The sequence below is a fragment of the Chroococcidiopsis cubana SAG 39.79 genome, from assembly GCF_003991895.1.
Classification (GTDB): Bacteria; Cyanobacteriota; Cyanobacteriia; order Cyanobacteriales; family Chroococcidiopsidaceae; genus Chroococcidiopsis; species Chroococcidiopsis thermalis.
Genome location: NZ_RSCK01000039.1, coordinates 1 through 15225 on the forward strand (window position 1 = coordinate 1; position 15225 = coordinate 15225).

13 protein-coding genes are annotated in these 15225 nt (G+C 45.5%); 5 read left to right on the forward strand and 8 right to left on the reverse strand.

The window, feature by feature from the left end:
* The first annotated feature begins 660 nt into the window (after positions 1 to 660).
* Positions 661 to 888 (forward strand): indolepyruvate ferredoxin oxidoreductase subunit alpha, encoded by a 228-nt coding sequence (locus tag DSM107010_RS20855; RefSeq protein WP_127023847.1) that lies wholly within the window; start codon positions 661 to 663, stop codon positions 886 to 888.
* 36 nt (positions 889 to 924) lie between these two features.
* On the opposite strand, the gene DSM107010_RS20860 is transcribed toward DSM107010_RS20855, so the two are convergent.
* On the reverse strand, positions 925 to 1149 hold the full coding sequence (locus tag DSM107010_RS20860) for a hypothetical protein (protein ID WP_127023823.1): 225 nt from the start codon (positions 1147 to 1149) through the stop codon (positions 925 to 927).
* Between the two features lie 381 nt (positions 1150 to 1530).
* On the opposite strand from DSM107010_RS20860, the gene DSM107010_RS38610 reads away from it, so the two are divergent.
* Together DSM107010_RS38610 and DSM107010_RS20870 are read left to right on the forward strand one after the other, a co-directional pair.
* Positions 1531 to 1695, forward strand: coding sequence for a hypothetical protein (locus DSM107010_RS38610; protein ID WP_158631830.1), 165 nt, complete (start codon positions 1531 to 1533; stop codon positions 1693 to 1695).
* A gap of 157 nt (positions 1696 to 1852) precedes the next feature.
* Positions 1853 to 2164, forward strand: a complete 312-nt coding sequence (locus DSM107010_RS20870) for a hypothetical protein (protein WP_127023829.1) — start codon at positions 1853 to 1855, stop codon at positions 2162 to 2164.
* Between the two features lie 553 nt (positions 2165 to 2717).
* On the opposite strand, the gene psaB is transcribed toward DSM107010_RS20870, so the two are convergent.
* Positions 2718 to 4931: a photosystem I core protein PsaB gene (gene psaB, locus DSM107010_RS20875; protein ID WP_015155246.1), complete on the reverse strand. Its 2214-nt coding sequence runs from the start codon at positions 4929 to 4931 to the stop codon at positions 2718 to 2720.
* A gap of 821 nt (positions 4932 to 5752) precedes the next feature.
* Here psaB and DSM107010_RS20880 point away from each other — a divergent pair.
* Both DSM107010_RS20880 and DSM107010_RS20885 read left to right on the forward strand, forming a co-directional pair.
* Positions 5753 to 5983, forward strand: a complete 231-nt coding sequence (locus DSM107010_RS20880) for a hypothetical protein (RefSeq protein ID WP_015155247.1) — start codon at positions 5753 to 5755, stop codon at positions 5981 to 5983.
* Positions 5984 to 6015: 32 nt separating this feature from the next.
* Positions 6016 to 6213, forward strand: coding sequence for a hypothetical protein (locus tag DSM107010_RS20885; RefSeq protein ID WP_015155248.1), 198 nt, complete (start codon positions 6016 to 6018; stop codon positions 6211 to 6213).
* A 387-nt stretch (positions 6214 to 6600) separates the two neighbouring features.
* Here the strand turns inward: DSM107010_RS20885 and DSM107010_RS20890 are convergent, their stop codons facing one another.
* The 6 genes from DSM107010_RS20890 to DSM107010_RS20915 form a co-directional block, all read right to left on the reverse strand.
* Entirely contained in the window at positions 6601 to 6972 is a 372-nt protein-coding gene (locus DSM107010_RS20890; RefSeq protein WP_106171438.1) for a hypothetical protein, read from the reverse strand.
* Positions 6973 to 7141: 169 nt separating this feature from the next.
* Positions 7142 to 7444: a Mo-dependent nitrogenase C-terminal domain-containing protein gene (locus DSM107010_RS20895; RefSeq protein WP_127023832.1), complete on the reverse strand. Its 303-nt coding sequence runs from the start codon at positions 7442 to 7444 to the stop codon at positions 7142 to 7144.
* 55 nt (positions 7445 to 7499) lie between these two features.
* Entirely contained in the window at positions 7500 to 7925 is a 426-nt protein-coding gene (locus tag DSM107010_RS20900) for a hypothetical protein (RefSeq protein ID WP_015155251.1), read from the reverse strand.
* A gap of 207 nt (positions 7926 to 8132) precedes the next feature.
* A complete protein-coding gene (locus DSM107010_RS20905) occupies positions 8133 to 8516 on the reverse strand; it encodes a response regulator (protein WP_106170810.1) in 384 nt (127 codons plus the stop codon).
* On the reverse strand, positions 8503 to 12423 hold the full coding sequence (locus DSM107010_RS20910; RefSeq protein WP_127023835.1) for a PAS domain S-box protein: 3921 nt from the start codon (positions 12421 to 12423) through the stop codon (positions 8503 to 8505). Before DSM107010_RS20910 ends, DSM107010_RS20905 begins: the two co-directional genes overlap by 14 nt.
* Positions 12424 to 12496: 73 nt before the next feature.
* The gene (locus DSM107010_RS20915; protein WP_127023838.1) at positions 12497 to 14833 is read right to left on the reverse strand and encodes a response regulator; all 2337 of its coding nucleotides are present in this window, start codon (positions 14831 to 14833) and stop codon (positions 12497 to 12499) included.
* Between the last annotated feature and the right edge of the window lie 392 nt (positions 14834 to 15225).

Consider the following 15225-nt stretch of genomic DNA (forward strand, 5'->3'; position numbering starts at 1 on the left):
GTATGCCTTCATTTTTATCTGGGCAGAATACACAACATTACTATTAATCGTACCTCAGTAGACTAGGAATTGCTCTATTACCTGCTTAAGTATCTACAGCTAGAACTAGAGGAGTTTATTTCATTTTTTGCGAAATTTAGTTGCTGCCTAAATTATTCTTGAAACGCTAGCCTCGTTTACTACTTCATTCAAACTCTATTTATAAAACTATAAATAGGGTCGAGCTTCCACCTTGATTATTCTTGCCACTAGATCAATTGTTAAATACCAAAGAGTAATTTATATATCCCTAGAGAGATAGTTTTTAGAACAAAAATTTGTTGTACAACATACATATCGCACATACCTATTGCATTGCTCGGTTCTAGCTTCTGAGTTTAAATTTACACTTATCTTTTTACACTGTTAATATGAATATCTTGCCTAATACTAAATGTTTAATACGCTACTTCGAGCTAAATTTAGTGCGTCATTCTCGATTGCTAAAGTTTATACGCAGCAGTAACTAAGAGATGTCTTGTATTAACGAGTACAAAGCAGCTTAATATTACGCTCTGACCCTGGATAGAAGAAGAAAAATAAGAATTATAGAAACCTAAAAAGCAATTAATAATTTTTTCCCCAAAGCTCATGGGTAAAAGTATTTTGAATGGAGATGTTATGGGATATACAATTATTGCTAACACTTGTGAAGGTATTGCCGATTGCATTGATGCCTGCCCCGTTGCCTGTATTTATCCAGGCTCAGGCAAAAATGCCAAAGGTACTGATTGGAACTGGATTGACTTTACTGGCTGCATTGACTGCGGTATTTGTCTGCAAGTATGCCCTGTGGAAGGTGCAATTCTTTCAGAAGAACGACCAGATTTGCAAAAAACTAATGCGTGATTTCATAATGCGTAAATTGGCGCGAAGCGACTCGACTTATTGGCTTCTGACTTGCTGCCAAACCTTTTTAATCAAAGTTTCCTCCTGAGGCGAACGAACTAATTTTTGCAGTAATGGTGCAACTCGATTGGCTTCTGCTGCTGCTACTCCAGCGTGGATAAGGTTCCTGACAAGAATCTGTTCCTGCACTGGATCTCTACCTTGAGCAGTCAGTTGCAAGTATTCCTCATCACTCATGCCTAGATCGAAAATTTCCGCCATAAATGCTTAGCCAACTCTTGTGCTTACCTCTTATGTAGAAGCGTTAAGACCTTATCCACTTTACCCAGGCTGAATACAAGTCCTCTTCTACAACTCCTCGCTTTCCAGAAGTTTCAGCGTAATCTACCAGTACTTTCAGTGTCGTTGTATAAACACCATTAAGTATTTCGTGTCCGTAACCAATGACTTTACCGATGTGCCCTGTCTTTTGATGAAGCACATACTCTCCAATGCCGAACATAAATTTCTATTCTTTTGGTGAAGTTAGTGAAGCACCTTTTCATCTCTTATGATGAAAAACTCTAAGTATTACAGCTTCATCCTTTCAGTCTGTTTTACCTAGACTGAAGATATATTTTAGGTTGAGAAAAAATTGTATTTTTGAATACAAAATATAGCGATGCCTTTGGCGGTTCGCAAAGCGACCATCTCACTTTGCTAAGGCTTCAGCCAAGTTACAGACGTAGTGAGAAAATTGCTGATATTCAAGCTTACGAATCGATCCCTTGTTTCGTGCGGCAGCGAAGACGTACAAACAACGAGTGATTGGTATTGTATTTAGCGTTACAACTAAACTTTAGATCGAGCTAACTCCTTTGATAGAAACCTTTTTCAAGCAGTTGGTTCTATAGAAAGATGCAGTCACTAATCAATATTTGAAACTATGGCAATACATGTGTTACTAAAAAACCACTAAACAATCATGCGATCGCCAGACAACCAAACACCAAACACTGAAACCCCCGACTCCCCCAAGGATACATCTCCTGAAATAGACAACCGCGAAACTGCGCGCCCAGATCCGGCATCGAAAACCTCTCCTGCTTTAGCAAACGACACAACTTCTCACATTAATCCTGACTCGAAATCTGAACCGATAACTCAGGTACAAGCAGATAGCGTACTAACCCGCGAGCAACTGCCTAATACCAAGTTTCGTATCACTCTCAGCATAGTGACTCTAGCAATTCTCGTTTTTATTGCTGCTCTCTACTTCGGCATCATTAACCCTTAGCTGAGTTCGACTCAAAAGTAGTGTCAAAATCTAATATTTAAGCTAATTTTCTCCTCCTTTCCTACCCGCCTGCGATATAACCCTGGCGGTTTTTCTTGCACCAATAAAGTAAAAATCCTAGAAAGCTAACCAGTGCCCAATCAGAGAAGAAAAACTATACCAGTTCTGTCTCTTTTAGGAAAGCTATCTAGGACAGTAAGTCTGCATGAGGCAGAGAATTCACTTATTTATAGATTAACTAAATGTATTAGAAGCTCAACACTAACTAAAGAAAGAGATAGTTGTTAAAAGTTATGTTTATATGGATACAAGTTGCTGTTAGAAAACGACACGAATTTTTACTAATTTCAAGACCGCTCTTCGTCGGTATAGGTAGTAGAGATATATTAACGTAAGTCTCTAAAAAATAGTATTTTACCTAATTGAGAAAAGCAAGAAATACTCATAATAAAAAACCCTACCTATAAGATAGAAATAGGTTGGGTTTTATGTAGAGACGCTACATCTAACGTTCGTAAAGTCTCAATTAAACATGTATTTCTCCTCTACAACCTCAACCAAATTTACCAGCGGTTGAAGCAATGAGAAAAGCGCCATAGGTAAGGATGTAGCCAACCGCAAAGTGAACTAAACCAACCAGGCGACCTTGAACAATAGACATAGCTACAGGCTTGTCTTTCCAACGAATTAGGTTGGCTAGAGGTGTCCGCTCGTGCGCCCAGACCAAAGTTTCGATCAACTCTTGCCAGTAACCGCGCCAAGAGATCAGGAACATGAAACCAGTTGCCCATACCAGGTGTCCGAATAAGAACATCCAAGCCCAGACAGATAAGTTATTCATGCCATATGGGTTATAGCCGTTAATCAACTGAGCCGAGTATAGCCAGAGATAATCGCGCAGCCAACCCATGAGGTAGGTAGAAGACTCGTTGAACTGAGCCACGTTACCTTGCCAAATACCTAAGTGCTTCCAGTGCCAGTAAAACGTCACCCAACCAGCAGTATTGAGTCCCCAGAAAGCAGCTAAGTAGAAGGAGTCCCAAGCGGAGATATCGCAAGTGCCACCCCGACCGGGACCATCGCAAGGGAAGGCATAACCGAAGTCTTTCTTATCGGGCATCAGTTTGGAACCACGGGCATCCAACGCACCTTTGACCAAAACCAAAACAGTAGTATGGATCGCCAAAGCAAAGGCATGGTGTACTAAAAAGTCACCAGGACCAATGGTCAAGAACAGAGAGTTCGTGGTGTTGTTAATCGCCTCATACCAACCTGGTAAATAGGTCGCGCCAGCTGTGGAAGCAATGCTATCGGGATTTGATAACAGAGTGTTAAAGCCATATAGAACTTTACCGTGGGAAGCCTGAATGAACTGTGCGAACACTGGTTCAATCAGAATTTGCTTTTCGGGAGTTCCGAAGGCAACCACTACGTCGTTGTGGACGTAAATCCCTAGAGTGTGGAAGCCTAAGAAGAGAGACACCCAAGATAAGTGGGAGATAATCGCTTCTTTGTGCTTCAAGACGCGATCGAGAACGTTACCCTTATTTTGTTCTGGGTCGTAGTCGCGTACCCAGAAGATCCCCGCATGGGCGAACGCTCCTATCATAAAGGCGATCGCAATGTACTGGTGGTGCGTGTACAGCGCTGCTTGAGTCGTAAAATCTTGCCCGATGAAGGCGTAGGGAGGCATGGCGTACATGTGCTGTGCCACCAAAGAAAGCGCCGTTCCTAACGCTGCTAAGTGAATAGACAGTTGGAAGTGCAGCGAGTTGTTATAGGTGTCGTACAGCCCTTGGTGAGGCAAGTTGAACTGACCTTCTGTTTCAATCCCAAAGAAGTTCTTAGCATTGAGCATCTCTTTGATGCTGTGACCGATCCCAAAGTTGGTGCGGTATTGGTGTCCGGCAATGATAAATATGACTGCGATCGCCAAGTGGTGATGTGCCATATCCGTCAGCCACAAGGACTGGGTTTGGGGATGGAAACCACCTAAGAAAGTCAGAATTGCAGTTCCTGCGCCCTCTGACGTGCCGAATACGTGGTTCGCCGTGTCGGGACTAACAGCATAAGCACCCCAGTCCCCAGTGAAAAATGGTCTCAATCCCTCTGGGTGTGGCGGAGTGGTGAGGAAATTACTCCAACCGACGTGCTGACCGCGAGATTCGGGAATCGCAACGTGAATTAGGTGTCCAGCCCAAGCCAGAGAGCTAACGCCAAATAGCCCTGCTAGGTGGTGGTTGAGGCGAGGCTCGGCACTCTTGAACCACGAAAGACTGGGACGGAATTTAGGTTGTAAGTGTAGCCAGCCAGCGTATAGGAACAGAGACGCTAGTAGTAGCAGGAATACAGCGCCCATATAGAGGTCGCCATTTGTCCGCATCCCGATGGTGTACCACCAGTGATAAACCCCAGAGTAGGCAATGTTAACGGGATAGTTTACCCCACCTTGGGTAAAAGCATCGACTGCGGCTTTACCAAAGTGAGGATCCCAAATTGCGTGAGCAATGGGACGAACGTGCAGTGGATCTTTAATCCATTGCTCGAAATTGCCCTGCCAAGCAACGTGGAATAGCAAGCTAGATGTCCACAAAAAGATGATTGCCACTTGAGCAAAATGAGTCCCGAAGATCTTTTGATAAAGGTTCTCTTCGGTCATCCCATCGTGGCTTTCAAAGTCGTGAGCTTGAGCAATCCCATACCAAAGCCGACGAGTTGTCGGGTCTTGGGCGAGATCCTGGCTAAACTTAGGAAATTTTGTTGCCATGAATTTTACTCACATTTTCTCTAACTGCCGATTTGAGTTGAAGCGCGATCGCAATACTTTACTGTAAATCTACGCTTTTTTATTATTCAACTCAAGGGCGACATGAATTAGCGTCATGGTGTTTTACACCAGATAGATAACAACATTTTAGAGATAAATTGGTTAAAAAAGAAAACAATAAAAATTATTTTTAATATTTTTATTTATCTTTGCTGTATTTGCTTATTCGAGCATAAAAAGTTTGAATTGCTAAGTAAATAGCAATTCAAAAAATTGAGGTTATGCTGTTACTGACACAAAACACTTTGTGCTGTTCGAGCGTATTATTCTTGCTTCTTCCTATGGGTAATCAACAAGATAACTACTCTTCAAAGCTCAATCCTCTAACTAAGGAAAGAGATAAATCTCAAGTTTCATTGTGATAAAAATAACTAGAATATTTACCTAGCAACCCAGCTAATATTCGCAGTCATTAAACTGAAATTTAAAAACCAGCGTCTCCTGAGACTTTATAGAAACTCCAACTTGAGTTGCCAAGCTTCCCCCAAGTTGATTTTTGAGAATCATAATTGAGCGCGCGTTCTACATCTGTCTCATAGTTCTGACACTTCCTAGTGAAACCGTAGTACAGCTCAAGCTTATTTCCTGTCTAGCTTCGAGCCACATTTCTAGCACCGGGCGATCGCCAAAGCAAACTAAGAGCTTTGTTTAGAGTTGTAACGATTTTTTGCAACAGTTAAGAAATATTGCCGTTACTTGCTGTAGTTGCTAACGTATGCATGACAGGACGAGATCGAGTATTTCTACTATCAGGAGGTTTTATGTTGCTCCCTTTACTGACATTCATTGCCTTGCTAGCTGGCATAGTTACTGTTTGGAGTAGCAAAGAGCGATCGCGATTGACTCAACCTGCTTTTCCCCGTCGTTCGTTCTCACGTTCATTCTCATTGTGGTCGTTCGTGTTATTCCTCTTTTTTCCGCCAGCAGAGACGCTATGGGCATCAAAGTACAAACCTAGCAGTAGGCAGAGGCATAACTACTCTGAAATTTAGTCAGACATTAAAGAGAGAATTTGGATAAATTTATGTCACACTTAGAAATTTTCTTCACCTTCAGTTCGATCTCGATTTTAGTTGTATTCCTCATCACCACTTGCTCTTACTTTCTACCTACGTTAATGGCTCTGTACAAAATTTTTGTCCGTCAACAGGATCGCCGAATTTCATCCAAGTACGTTTTGGACGATTTAAAGTTTAATCTAGCCAACGATGAGGAGGCTTAGCGAAATAAGGGGTGACATTGTTAGATTTCAAATTAATAGATGTCAAAAATCCTGTTGTGTGGCAGGAAAGCGTGGAACCGATCTTATGTTATGGGTAAAAAAAACTACTCCGGTTCTACCAAGCTATGCCTTGCCCACTATGTAGCCATGACAAGACCCATAAACAAGGGTTTAACAAGCTCATGTTGTCAACGATATTATTGCCCAAATTGTCAGCAAACATTCACGCTGAAGAACAAGTACGAATCATCTTACAGGCAGACTGCAAAGCAACAAGCCTACGTGATATTAGTCGGGTGAGTGGATTATCCTACAATACCGGAGTCAGCTTGATTCGAGCCGGAAGCCAAAAAGCACAACTGATTCATAGTAAGTCCGTTGTGGCTCTTAGTTTATCACCGCCTGAAGATCTGCTTCATACAGCACGATCGTTGTTTCGGGACCAATCCTACCCATTTCTGGCTCGGGACCTTGAGCCATTTCTACCATATAAAGCCATGCGCCAGCACTGGCTCTACAATTCTCGATCGTGCCTATACCACCAATGAAGCGAACCATCTGGCGCTTGCGAAATCTAGGTATTGGTAAAGAGAGCGAGGTTGATAGGTTTAATGAACCTTCTACACCGCGAGTGAGAGCAACTTTCTTTTCTACGCGCTTCATGTAGCAGTTACTAACACTTTGCTTTACCTGCGGCTGAGGCGCGAACGCCTGTTTTTTGCTCGCCTCGTCTAGAGTTTTTACTTGAGTGTCGGTCATTTAATACTCCCTTTGTTTCAACGAACTATCGGCATATATATAGCCTGCCGCAGGCTAGAAGCCTGCTTTACAAATCATTTAGAACTGCTATATCTCTAGTTTTCCATTCAATATAGTCTTGGCATAGACAATTTTTACAAATGGCGAACCATTGCGATCGCGAGACATATTAGTCTCCCATTGTTTGGTAGTAAATAGTTACATCTTCACCGCATTCATCTACTAAATAACATAAGGATTTGTAGCGCAGTTCAACTAATTGCTCGTAGAGAGGATTAAGCTTGCACAAGGGTGAGATGTAAAGTAACGTGCGGTTAAAAAGTTGAATCTTGCGCTCGAATGGACAACGAGCAGGAATAACTCGGCATACCAAGCGAGCTATTCCAGAATCAACAATTTTTATCGATTCAATCCACTGACGCAGCGGTGAAAATAAACTAATTTGAGAGCGGTTTGAACTCAGTGCGTTCATGTTTTAATTACCTGACTTTGATTTTTAAGTCCTACTTTTCAGTAATTTTGTACGATTATTCAACAACTTGTAAAATTTCTTTGAGAAAGTTCCAATCTGCATCTGATATATTTTTTAGCAAAGATATTTTAGCTGCTCGATTAAGTAAAATTTCTCCGTTGGCATTGGCACTAAAGTCTTTGCCCAGAACAAAACCTAACTCAATTAATTTTTGGATAGCAAACTTAATAGCTCCTTCGATTAATTGAAGACAAGCATCCAGCTCGTAAAAAGTGTGTAAAGCCCAGTGACAAGTATCGGAATCAGTTGCAGCTAACTGAAAGACTGCGGCAGTCATCATATCTGTTGTACAATCAGAACCAAACAGAGCAATAAAAGTCTTGCGGCAAGATTCTACAAGTGCCTTGTTTTTTAGCTTGAAAATATCAACTAATAAAGCGACGCTTGAATCAAATTCTTCTGTGCGATCGATGTTATACACGATAAATATCACTCCATCTGAGTTATCTATCTCTCCAGCTAGCTACAAGCACTGTACTAGAGTTTGAAATTTTCAGTCACTCAGAGCTGCGAAACGATCTTTGTACCTGGTTGAGCTACTCAACTTCAGTGAAAGTCAGGATCGGTTAGCTCTATCTTGAAGTTAGAGTGAAAAAATGGAGAACTCGTGGAGAGGGAAAAGATTTTTTCAGCAATTCCAGCCTAAGATTTCTGTCACTCGATCGGCTAATTCCATTGGATCGAAAGGTTTGTCGATTGCTGCTGCCATGCCGAGTTGAGCGAAGCGCTGCCGATCGGCAGATTGCACTTTCGCCGTAAGTAAAATGACTGGGATATGCCCAGTTGTTGGGTTGGCTTGTAGTTGTTTAAAGGTAGCAATGCCATCCATGTCGGGCATCATCACATCCAAGAGAATAGCATCAGGCTGTTCGGCTGCTGCTTTCTCCAATCCTTCTATACCCGAAGCGGCGGTTGCAACTTCCCAGCCACCTACTGCTTCTAAACTAAGTTGGGCTACTTCTCGAATATCATCTTCGTCATCAATAATGAGGATACGCTTAGCTACCACCATTGCTATTTCTCTTCCGATGATGAATAATGCGGTTAAGCAAGCTAATGACCTGTTGCTCAAATTCCTCTGGTTTAACTCGTCCTTTAGTAAGAAATAAAGTTTGTCCTAGCTTTAATCGCTCGCGGTCGGTAACGCTGATATCTTTTGCAGTGTAGACGACGAGCGACACTTGGCACAGACGGTTATGCTGTCGCAGCCAGTCTACTACGGCAAACCCATCGCCTTCTGGCACGATCAGATCGAGTACCAGCAAGTCAGGGATAATCTTTTGACCCAGTTGGATCGCTTCTGTGCCTGTTTGGGCATGAAAAGTTTCAATGCCATAGCGTTCAAACATAGCAATCAGGACTCGCGCGAGATCGGTGTCATCTTCTACGATCAAAACTTTGATGTTGCGATCGCATAAGGCTCGACTTAAAGCCTGGAACAGCGATCGCTCATCTGGAGGTTTAACAATCCAATCGCTTACCCCTGGATGAGGTGATGCGTCTGGCAGTAAGCCGCTGAGGATCGTAACTGGAATGTCTTTTGTCTTCGCTTGTGCTTTTAGCGCTGCTAGAGTTTCCCAGCCGTTCATCCCTGGCATCATTAAGTTGAGGAGGATCGCGTCAGGATGCTGTTGGGCTGCCTCCACGACTGCTTCCTGCCCAGAAGCTACTGTTATCGCTCGGTATCCTCCCTGTTCGAGCATGGCTTGCACTACAGTGCGGACAGAGGGATCGTCGTCGCAGACTAAAATGAGGGGTGAAGAGTAAGGGGTGAGGAGTGAGGTAGCGGTTGATATTTCTGATTCAGCGGGTGGCGTAGGCTGGAGGATGGGCAGGATGAAGTAAAAAGTGCTGCCTGTGCCAAGAGTGCTAGTCACCCAAATTCGCCCTCCATGACGCTGCACGATATTGCGACAGATGGCTAAACCCAAGCCAGTCCCTCCTTTTTTTCGCGAGTCAGAGGCATCCACCTGCTGAAAGCGTCCAAAGATAGTTTCGAGCTTATCTTCTGGAATGCCTCGTCCTGTGTCTTTCACTTGGAACGTGACATGAGGAGTGAGGAGTGAGGAGCGAGGAGCGAGGGGATCGGAGAAGTTTGAATTTTGGATTTTGAATTTTGGATTTTGGATTTCTCGCCCTGTGTTCTCACCTCTCCTAGTTCCCTCTACTTCAGGTTCCCTCACTCCTCGCTCCTCGCTCCTTGCCCCTAATTCCGCACTCAGCCACACTGTAGATCCTGGGGGTGAGAATTTAATCGCATTGCTGAGTAAGTTGGTAAAGACCTGAACGATCCGATCGGGGTCACCCCACAGTTGAGCGGAGATTGGAGTTACAGATAAACTGATTTCTGCCTTCTCTGCCAGGGGTCGCACGACTTCGATCGCCTGGCTCATCAGGGAAGCAGCATCGCAAGCTTGTTTGTTCATGGCGACTTTGCCTGACTCGATGCGCTCGATATCCAAAATGTCATTGATCAGGCGAATTAACCGATCGGTATTATTTACGGCAATATCTAACATGCGTTGCGCCTTTTCAGGGTTAACGTGCAGTACGCCGCTGGCTAAAAGACCTAAAGCACCGCGAATCGAAGTTAGGGGTGTCCGCAGCTCGTGGCTCACCACCGAGACGAACTCATCTTTGATCCGTTCGATTTCTCGGCGATCGCTAATGTCTTTCATAAAGCAGTAATGACCGATGAATTGCTGCTGGCGATCGTATTCATTGACCATGACGAGTTGCTTGTCGAAGACTGAGCCATCTTTACGCACTGCCCTAGCTTCAACTTCTACCTTGCCTTGTAGTAGCATCTTTTGGTAAGCAGCCTGCATTTTTTCTCGGTCTTCGGGGTGGACGGTGAGCTGCCACTGCATACCAACCAATTCTTCTGGTTGGTAGCCTACCATGCTGGCGTATGCTGGGTTGACCATGATATAACGTCCCTGCGTGTCTAGCCGCGAGATGCCCTCGACTGCACTTTCCAGCGCCCGACTCAGGGCGTGTAGTTCTTGACGTTGCCGAACTTCTTGTTCTAGAAGTTGAGCTTGGGCGATCGCAATGCCGATTTGGTTGGCTAGATGTTGCAACAGTTCTAGTTCAAAACTAGTCCACTGTCGGGGGGCAGTACAATGGTGTGCAATTAACAAACCCCAAAGGTCTTCCCGTAGTAAAATCGGTACTACCAAGTTTGCCTTGACATTAAACTGCCGCAAAAATTCGACGTGGCAAGGTTGGATGTCAGCCTGCTCGATGTCAGCGATCGCGCTGATTCGTCCCTGACGGTACAATTGGACATACTCTTCTCGAAAGCAATGGTCAACAATGTTCCGTCCTAGAATTGGCATACAGCCAGGTACTACTGCTTCTTGCACGACTGTGCCAGAGCCATCCGAGCGCAACTGATAGCACAGGACTCGATCTACTTGGAGAATTCTTTGCACTTCTGTAACGGCAGTTTGGAGAATTTCTTCTAAATGCAGAGACTGACGGATCTTCTGCGAGACTTCAGCAAACAGTTGCAAGCGCAAATTCTGGCGTTGTAATTCTCTTTCCGAACGCTTGCGTTCTGTGATGTCGCTGCCAATGCCAAGAAATCCAGTAATGTTGCCTGCCGCATCTACCAAGCGCGTCACTGATAGTAGCACTGGAAAGCGGCTGCCGTCCTTGCGGATGTAAGACCATTCGCACTCGTCTGGCTCTCCGCGCCGTGCCTTGGCAACAAAAACCTCAAATCCAGGCTCAATCGGTACTCCCATCTCCTGCGATAATTCCTGCGCCCGTTGGACGATTTCGTTCCAGTCGTGAATGAGTGCGGGTGTGGTTTTATCAACAACTTCGGAGGCAGTATATCCCAACCAGCGCTCGGCGGTGGAGTTGAAGGTGCAAATCGTACCGTCAACAGTGGTAGAAATAATCGTATAGTTGGCGCTCTCTAAAATTGCCTGCTGTAGCAATGTAATCTGTTTTAGTTTCTGCTCTGCCGATTTGCGTGCTGTAATATCATTGAAATAAATAGACAAACCTTCTTTAGTAGGATAGGCATGGACTGCAAACCATGTCTGAAGCGGCGGATAGAACTCTTCAAATTCGACACTAACCTGCTGCGCTCTTGCTTGGCAATACTTTTGGTAAAAATTAGAATTGACGGCTTCAGGAAACTCTTGCCAAATACTTTGCCCTAGCAAGCGATCGCGCGATCGCTGTAAGAGTTGCTCTGCGCGATCGTTCAAGTAGGTAAATCGCCACTCGCCATCCAAAGCAAAAAACGCATCGGTGATACTTTCTAGAATGCTTGTCACTCGATTGCGGGCTGTTTCTGCCTCTGTCCGTGCTGCTTGTTCGCGAGCCAAAAGTGGCTGTCGTTCCGCTTCGATCCGCTGGCGATCGCTGATTTCAGCTTGCAATTGAGTATTGAGTCGCGCTGATTCTACTAAATGCCGCTTCAACTCCAGTTGAGCCATGACCTGACGACTCAGGATGCGTAGTGCCTCAACCTGTGCTTCAGTTAACTGCCGTGGTAGCCGATCGATAACGCAGAGCATCCCCAATGGATATCCCTTAGGAGTCACGAGCGGAGCGCCAGCATAAAACCGAATGTGAGGTACAGCAGTCACTAGCGGATTAGTGGCAAATCGTTCGTCTTCAAGTGTATCGGGGACAATCAGAACATCGCTGGGTTGCAGAATGGCATAACCACAAAACGCCAGATCGCGAAGTGTTTCTCTTGCCTGCAATCCCACTTTTGACTTGAACCACTGGCGGCAATCGTCGATCAGGCTGACTAGGGCAATAGGAGTGTTGCAGATCTGTGCTGCTAATCGAGTTAGGTCGTCAAAAGCTACTTCTGGGTCGGTGTCCAAAATTTGGTATTGATGCAGGGCTTCTAGTCTAGCTGCTTCATCTTTAGGCAATGGAGCTTTCATAACGTTTCTTTCCCTACTTCCCTTACTTCCCCTACTCCCCTAGCTTGCCCCAACGGGTAAACTAGATATTTAACTAACCGCTGAGTACGCGATCGCCTCCCGCGACTTTAGCTTGCTGTAATACAATACCCGCAGCTCGATATAACGCTTGCAAGTCGGAACCGTCTTGGGGATACTGGACGACACCAGCACTAAAAGTCGCGGTCAATTGTCCGCGATCGGGAGTAAAATCCTGCCGACGCAAGTTAAGCAGGACTTCAAGCAGCCGCCGCACTCCATCGCTTGCCGTCATCCCATACATCCCAACAACGAACTCTGCCCCACCCCATCGACCTACAACATCTTCACTTTGAAAGGTGCGTCGCAGCTGCTCTCCCAAGCGGGACAACACTTCATCTGCGACTGCATGACCGTATCGGTCGTTGATCTGCTTGAGACGATCTAAATCTAGAATAGCGAAGCATAGCGGTCGGTCGTGCAACTGGGCTAAGCGCAGCAGTTGGGATAACTCTTGGGTTGACTGGCGGCGATTGGCAACTTTAGTCAGAGCATCGGTTTGAGCGAGATTCTGCAATAGGCGCGATCGCTCTAGCCGATTGAGGATGCGGCTGACCAGTTCCGGTCCGACTATTGGTTTACTAACATAATCGTCGGCACCTGCAGCAAATACGCGCTGCATCGTTTCAGCATCCGCGTGCGCGGTCAGAAATAGAATTGGTAGTCCACTCCAACGCGGATCGTTGCGTGCAACTTGGCAAAGCTCAATCCCACTAATTTGCGGCATTTCTACATCAAGAATGAGTAGATCCGGTGCTACAGCTTCTAAAGTGTCCCAGAACTGCAAGGGATTGTTGACGGTCGAGACTTTGATGCCCCAAGGTTCTAGTAAAACGTGTAGGGCTTGCAATACCTGCGGGTCATCGTCCACAGCAATAATTCTCGTTGCGGCAGTACGGCAGCGCTGCAACATTTGCGTCACGGCATCGAGGACTCGCGCTGGAGGTAGAAACTTGTGTAAAAACCCGCGTCCACCCAAACGAGCAACTGTAACGCGATCGAGCAAGCTATCTCGGTCTGTGAGAATTAGTGCTGGCACAGGTGGGGTATAAGCATTCAGCTCTGTTAGCAATTTTACGCCTGCTTGAGCCGTATCAGCCGAGAAGTCCAGCAGCACCGCATCAGGACGCGATCGCGCTTTGAGCTGTTCCTCAATGGCAACTGGGTCTGTCGCGATTTCGCCGCGCATTCCCCGACTAGCCGCCTCCATGACTAAGCCTTCAGACAATGAGCGGTCTGGCTCTACGATCAATAGCCAAGGAGATTCATCTTGCGATAGCAGTTCTGGATTCTGAACGGTTGGGCGTTGCAATTCTCGATGCAGTGCCGCAACGAGTTCGGACAGTTGCCGCGATCGCTCTGGAGTTACCAAGTCCCCAGCTCGCAGCAAGTTTTCGATTTGCCGAGCGAGGCGAGAACCCAAGGCAAAGCCGTACATTCCCAGCGAACCTGCTAGCTTGTGCGCCTCCTGCTCTGCTGAGGAACGCAATTGCTCGTCCAGCGATCGCTGTGGCAGTAAAGCGATCGCTTGCTCGATTGTTACGACTCGCCCAATAAACTTTTCTTTAACTCGTTCCCAAACTCTTGCCACCCCTGTAAGCGTCTGCTGTTCTTGTTGGGGTGAAAGACGAGCTGCTTTCTTCCCAACTTTGGCTTTTTCCTTGGTTTTTGTCTGTTCTACCGATTTGAGGCGGTAGCCAATGCCGTAGACTGTCTCAATTGGATCGTCTAGCACTCCCGCCGCTCGCAGTTTCATCCTTAACCCCTTGATGTGAGATCTCACCGTATCCTCACCTGGAGTTTCTTCATCATAAGACCATAAGCGATCGAGGATTACTCCACAACTAAAAACGCGATGGCGATTGCGGAGGAAAAGCTCTAGTAGTACATACTCTTTTGGAGTCAAATCGATCGGCTGGTTGCTGTAGCTGACTTTACATATACTCGGATCGAGGCGTAGGTCGCCCCACTCCAATACGGGAGGTACGGCAAAATCCCCTCGTCGCAGTAGAGCGCGTATCCGAGCCGATAATTCTGCTAAGTCAACAGGCTTAGTCACATAATCATCTGCCCCTGCGTCCAAACCAATAACTTTACTAGTGCCATTGTCTTTAGCAGTCACTAAGATAATCGGGGTGCGATCGCCAATGCGTCGCAACTGCCGACAAAGGGTAATGCCATCTAGCTTGGGCAACATGACATCTAGTAGAATTAAGTCGTACGTATATGCTGCTAATAGTTCCCAACCTACCTCACCATCTGTAGCGATATCGATAGCATAGTGCCGATCGGTAAGGAATTGAGCTAAAGCTTTGGCAACCAGTTCATCATCCTCAACTAGTAGGATTCTCATAGCGGTTGATTACCGCAAAATTTATCAAAATCAACTGCAGCAAAGTCAACAAAACAGTAACTGGCTGCACATTTGCGACCAATTTCAGCTTATCCTACGTTAGGCAAGACTTTAAGAGTGAGTTGTAAATCTAAACACTACTTGTGGCAAGCGATCGTCAAGTAAACCGATCCTGTTGATTGGGGGAAATGTTTACTTCACAATCAGCGTGGCATCGCGCATTAGAGTCCAGCGACTTGCACTAACGATTTCCTGTCCGGATTTGGTGACTTTATTTAACTCTCCCTGCTACTCGCCTCGATTGATAACAGTCTAAAGGGCTATTTCTAATTGCGGCGAAATTATTACCTCATCGGAGATTCTTTAAATTATGTCGCCCGATCTTGAAAAAG

Coding starts and splice junctions, on each gene's coding strand:
- DSM107010_RS20915 (WP_127023838.1), bottom strand. CDS start 14,833: ATGAGAATCCTACTAGTTGAGGATGATGAACTGGTTGCCAAAGCTTTA.
- DSM107010_RS20910 (WP_127023835.1), bottom strand. CDS start 12,423: ATGAAAGCTCCATTGCCTAAAGATGAAGCAGCTAGACTAGAAGCCCTG.
- DSM107010_RS20890 (WP_106171438.1), bottom strand. CDS start 6,972: ATGACCGACACTCAAGTAAAAACTCTAGACGAGGCGAGCAAAAAACAG.
- DSM107010_RS20855 (WP_127023847.1), top strand. CDS start 661: ATGGGATATACAATTATTGCTAACACTTGTGAAGGTATTGCCGATTGC.
- DSM107010_RS20870 (WP_127023829.1), top strand. CDS start 1,853: ATGCGATCGCCAGACAACCAAACACCAAACACTGAAACCCCCGACTCC.
- DSM107010_RS20880 (WP_015155247.1), top strand. CDS start 5,753: ATGTTGCTCCCTTTACTGACATTCATTGCCTTGCTAGCTGGCATAGTT.
- DSM107010_RS20885 (WP_015155248.1), top strand. CDS start 6,016: ATGTCACACTTAGAAATTTTCTTCACCTTCAGTTCGATCTCGATTTTA.
- DSM107010_RS20905 (WP_106170810.1), bottom strand. CDS start 8,516: ATGGTGGTAGCTAAGCGTATCCTCATTATTGATGACGAAGATGATATT.
- psaB (WP_015155246.1), bottom strand. CDS start 4,931: ATGGCAACAAAATTTCCTAAGTTTAGCCAGGATCTCGCCCAAGACCCG.
- DSM107010_RS20860 (WP_127023823.1), bottom strand. CDS start 1,149: ATGGCGGAAATTTTCGATCTAGGCATGAGTGATGAGGAATACTTGCAA.
- DSM107010_RS20895 (WP_127023832.1), bottom strand. CDS start 7,444: ATGAACGCACTGAGTTCAAACCGCTCTCAAATTAGTTTATTTTCACCG.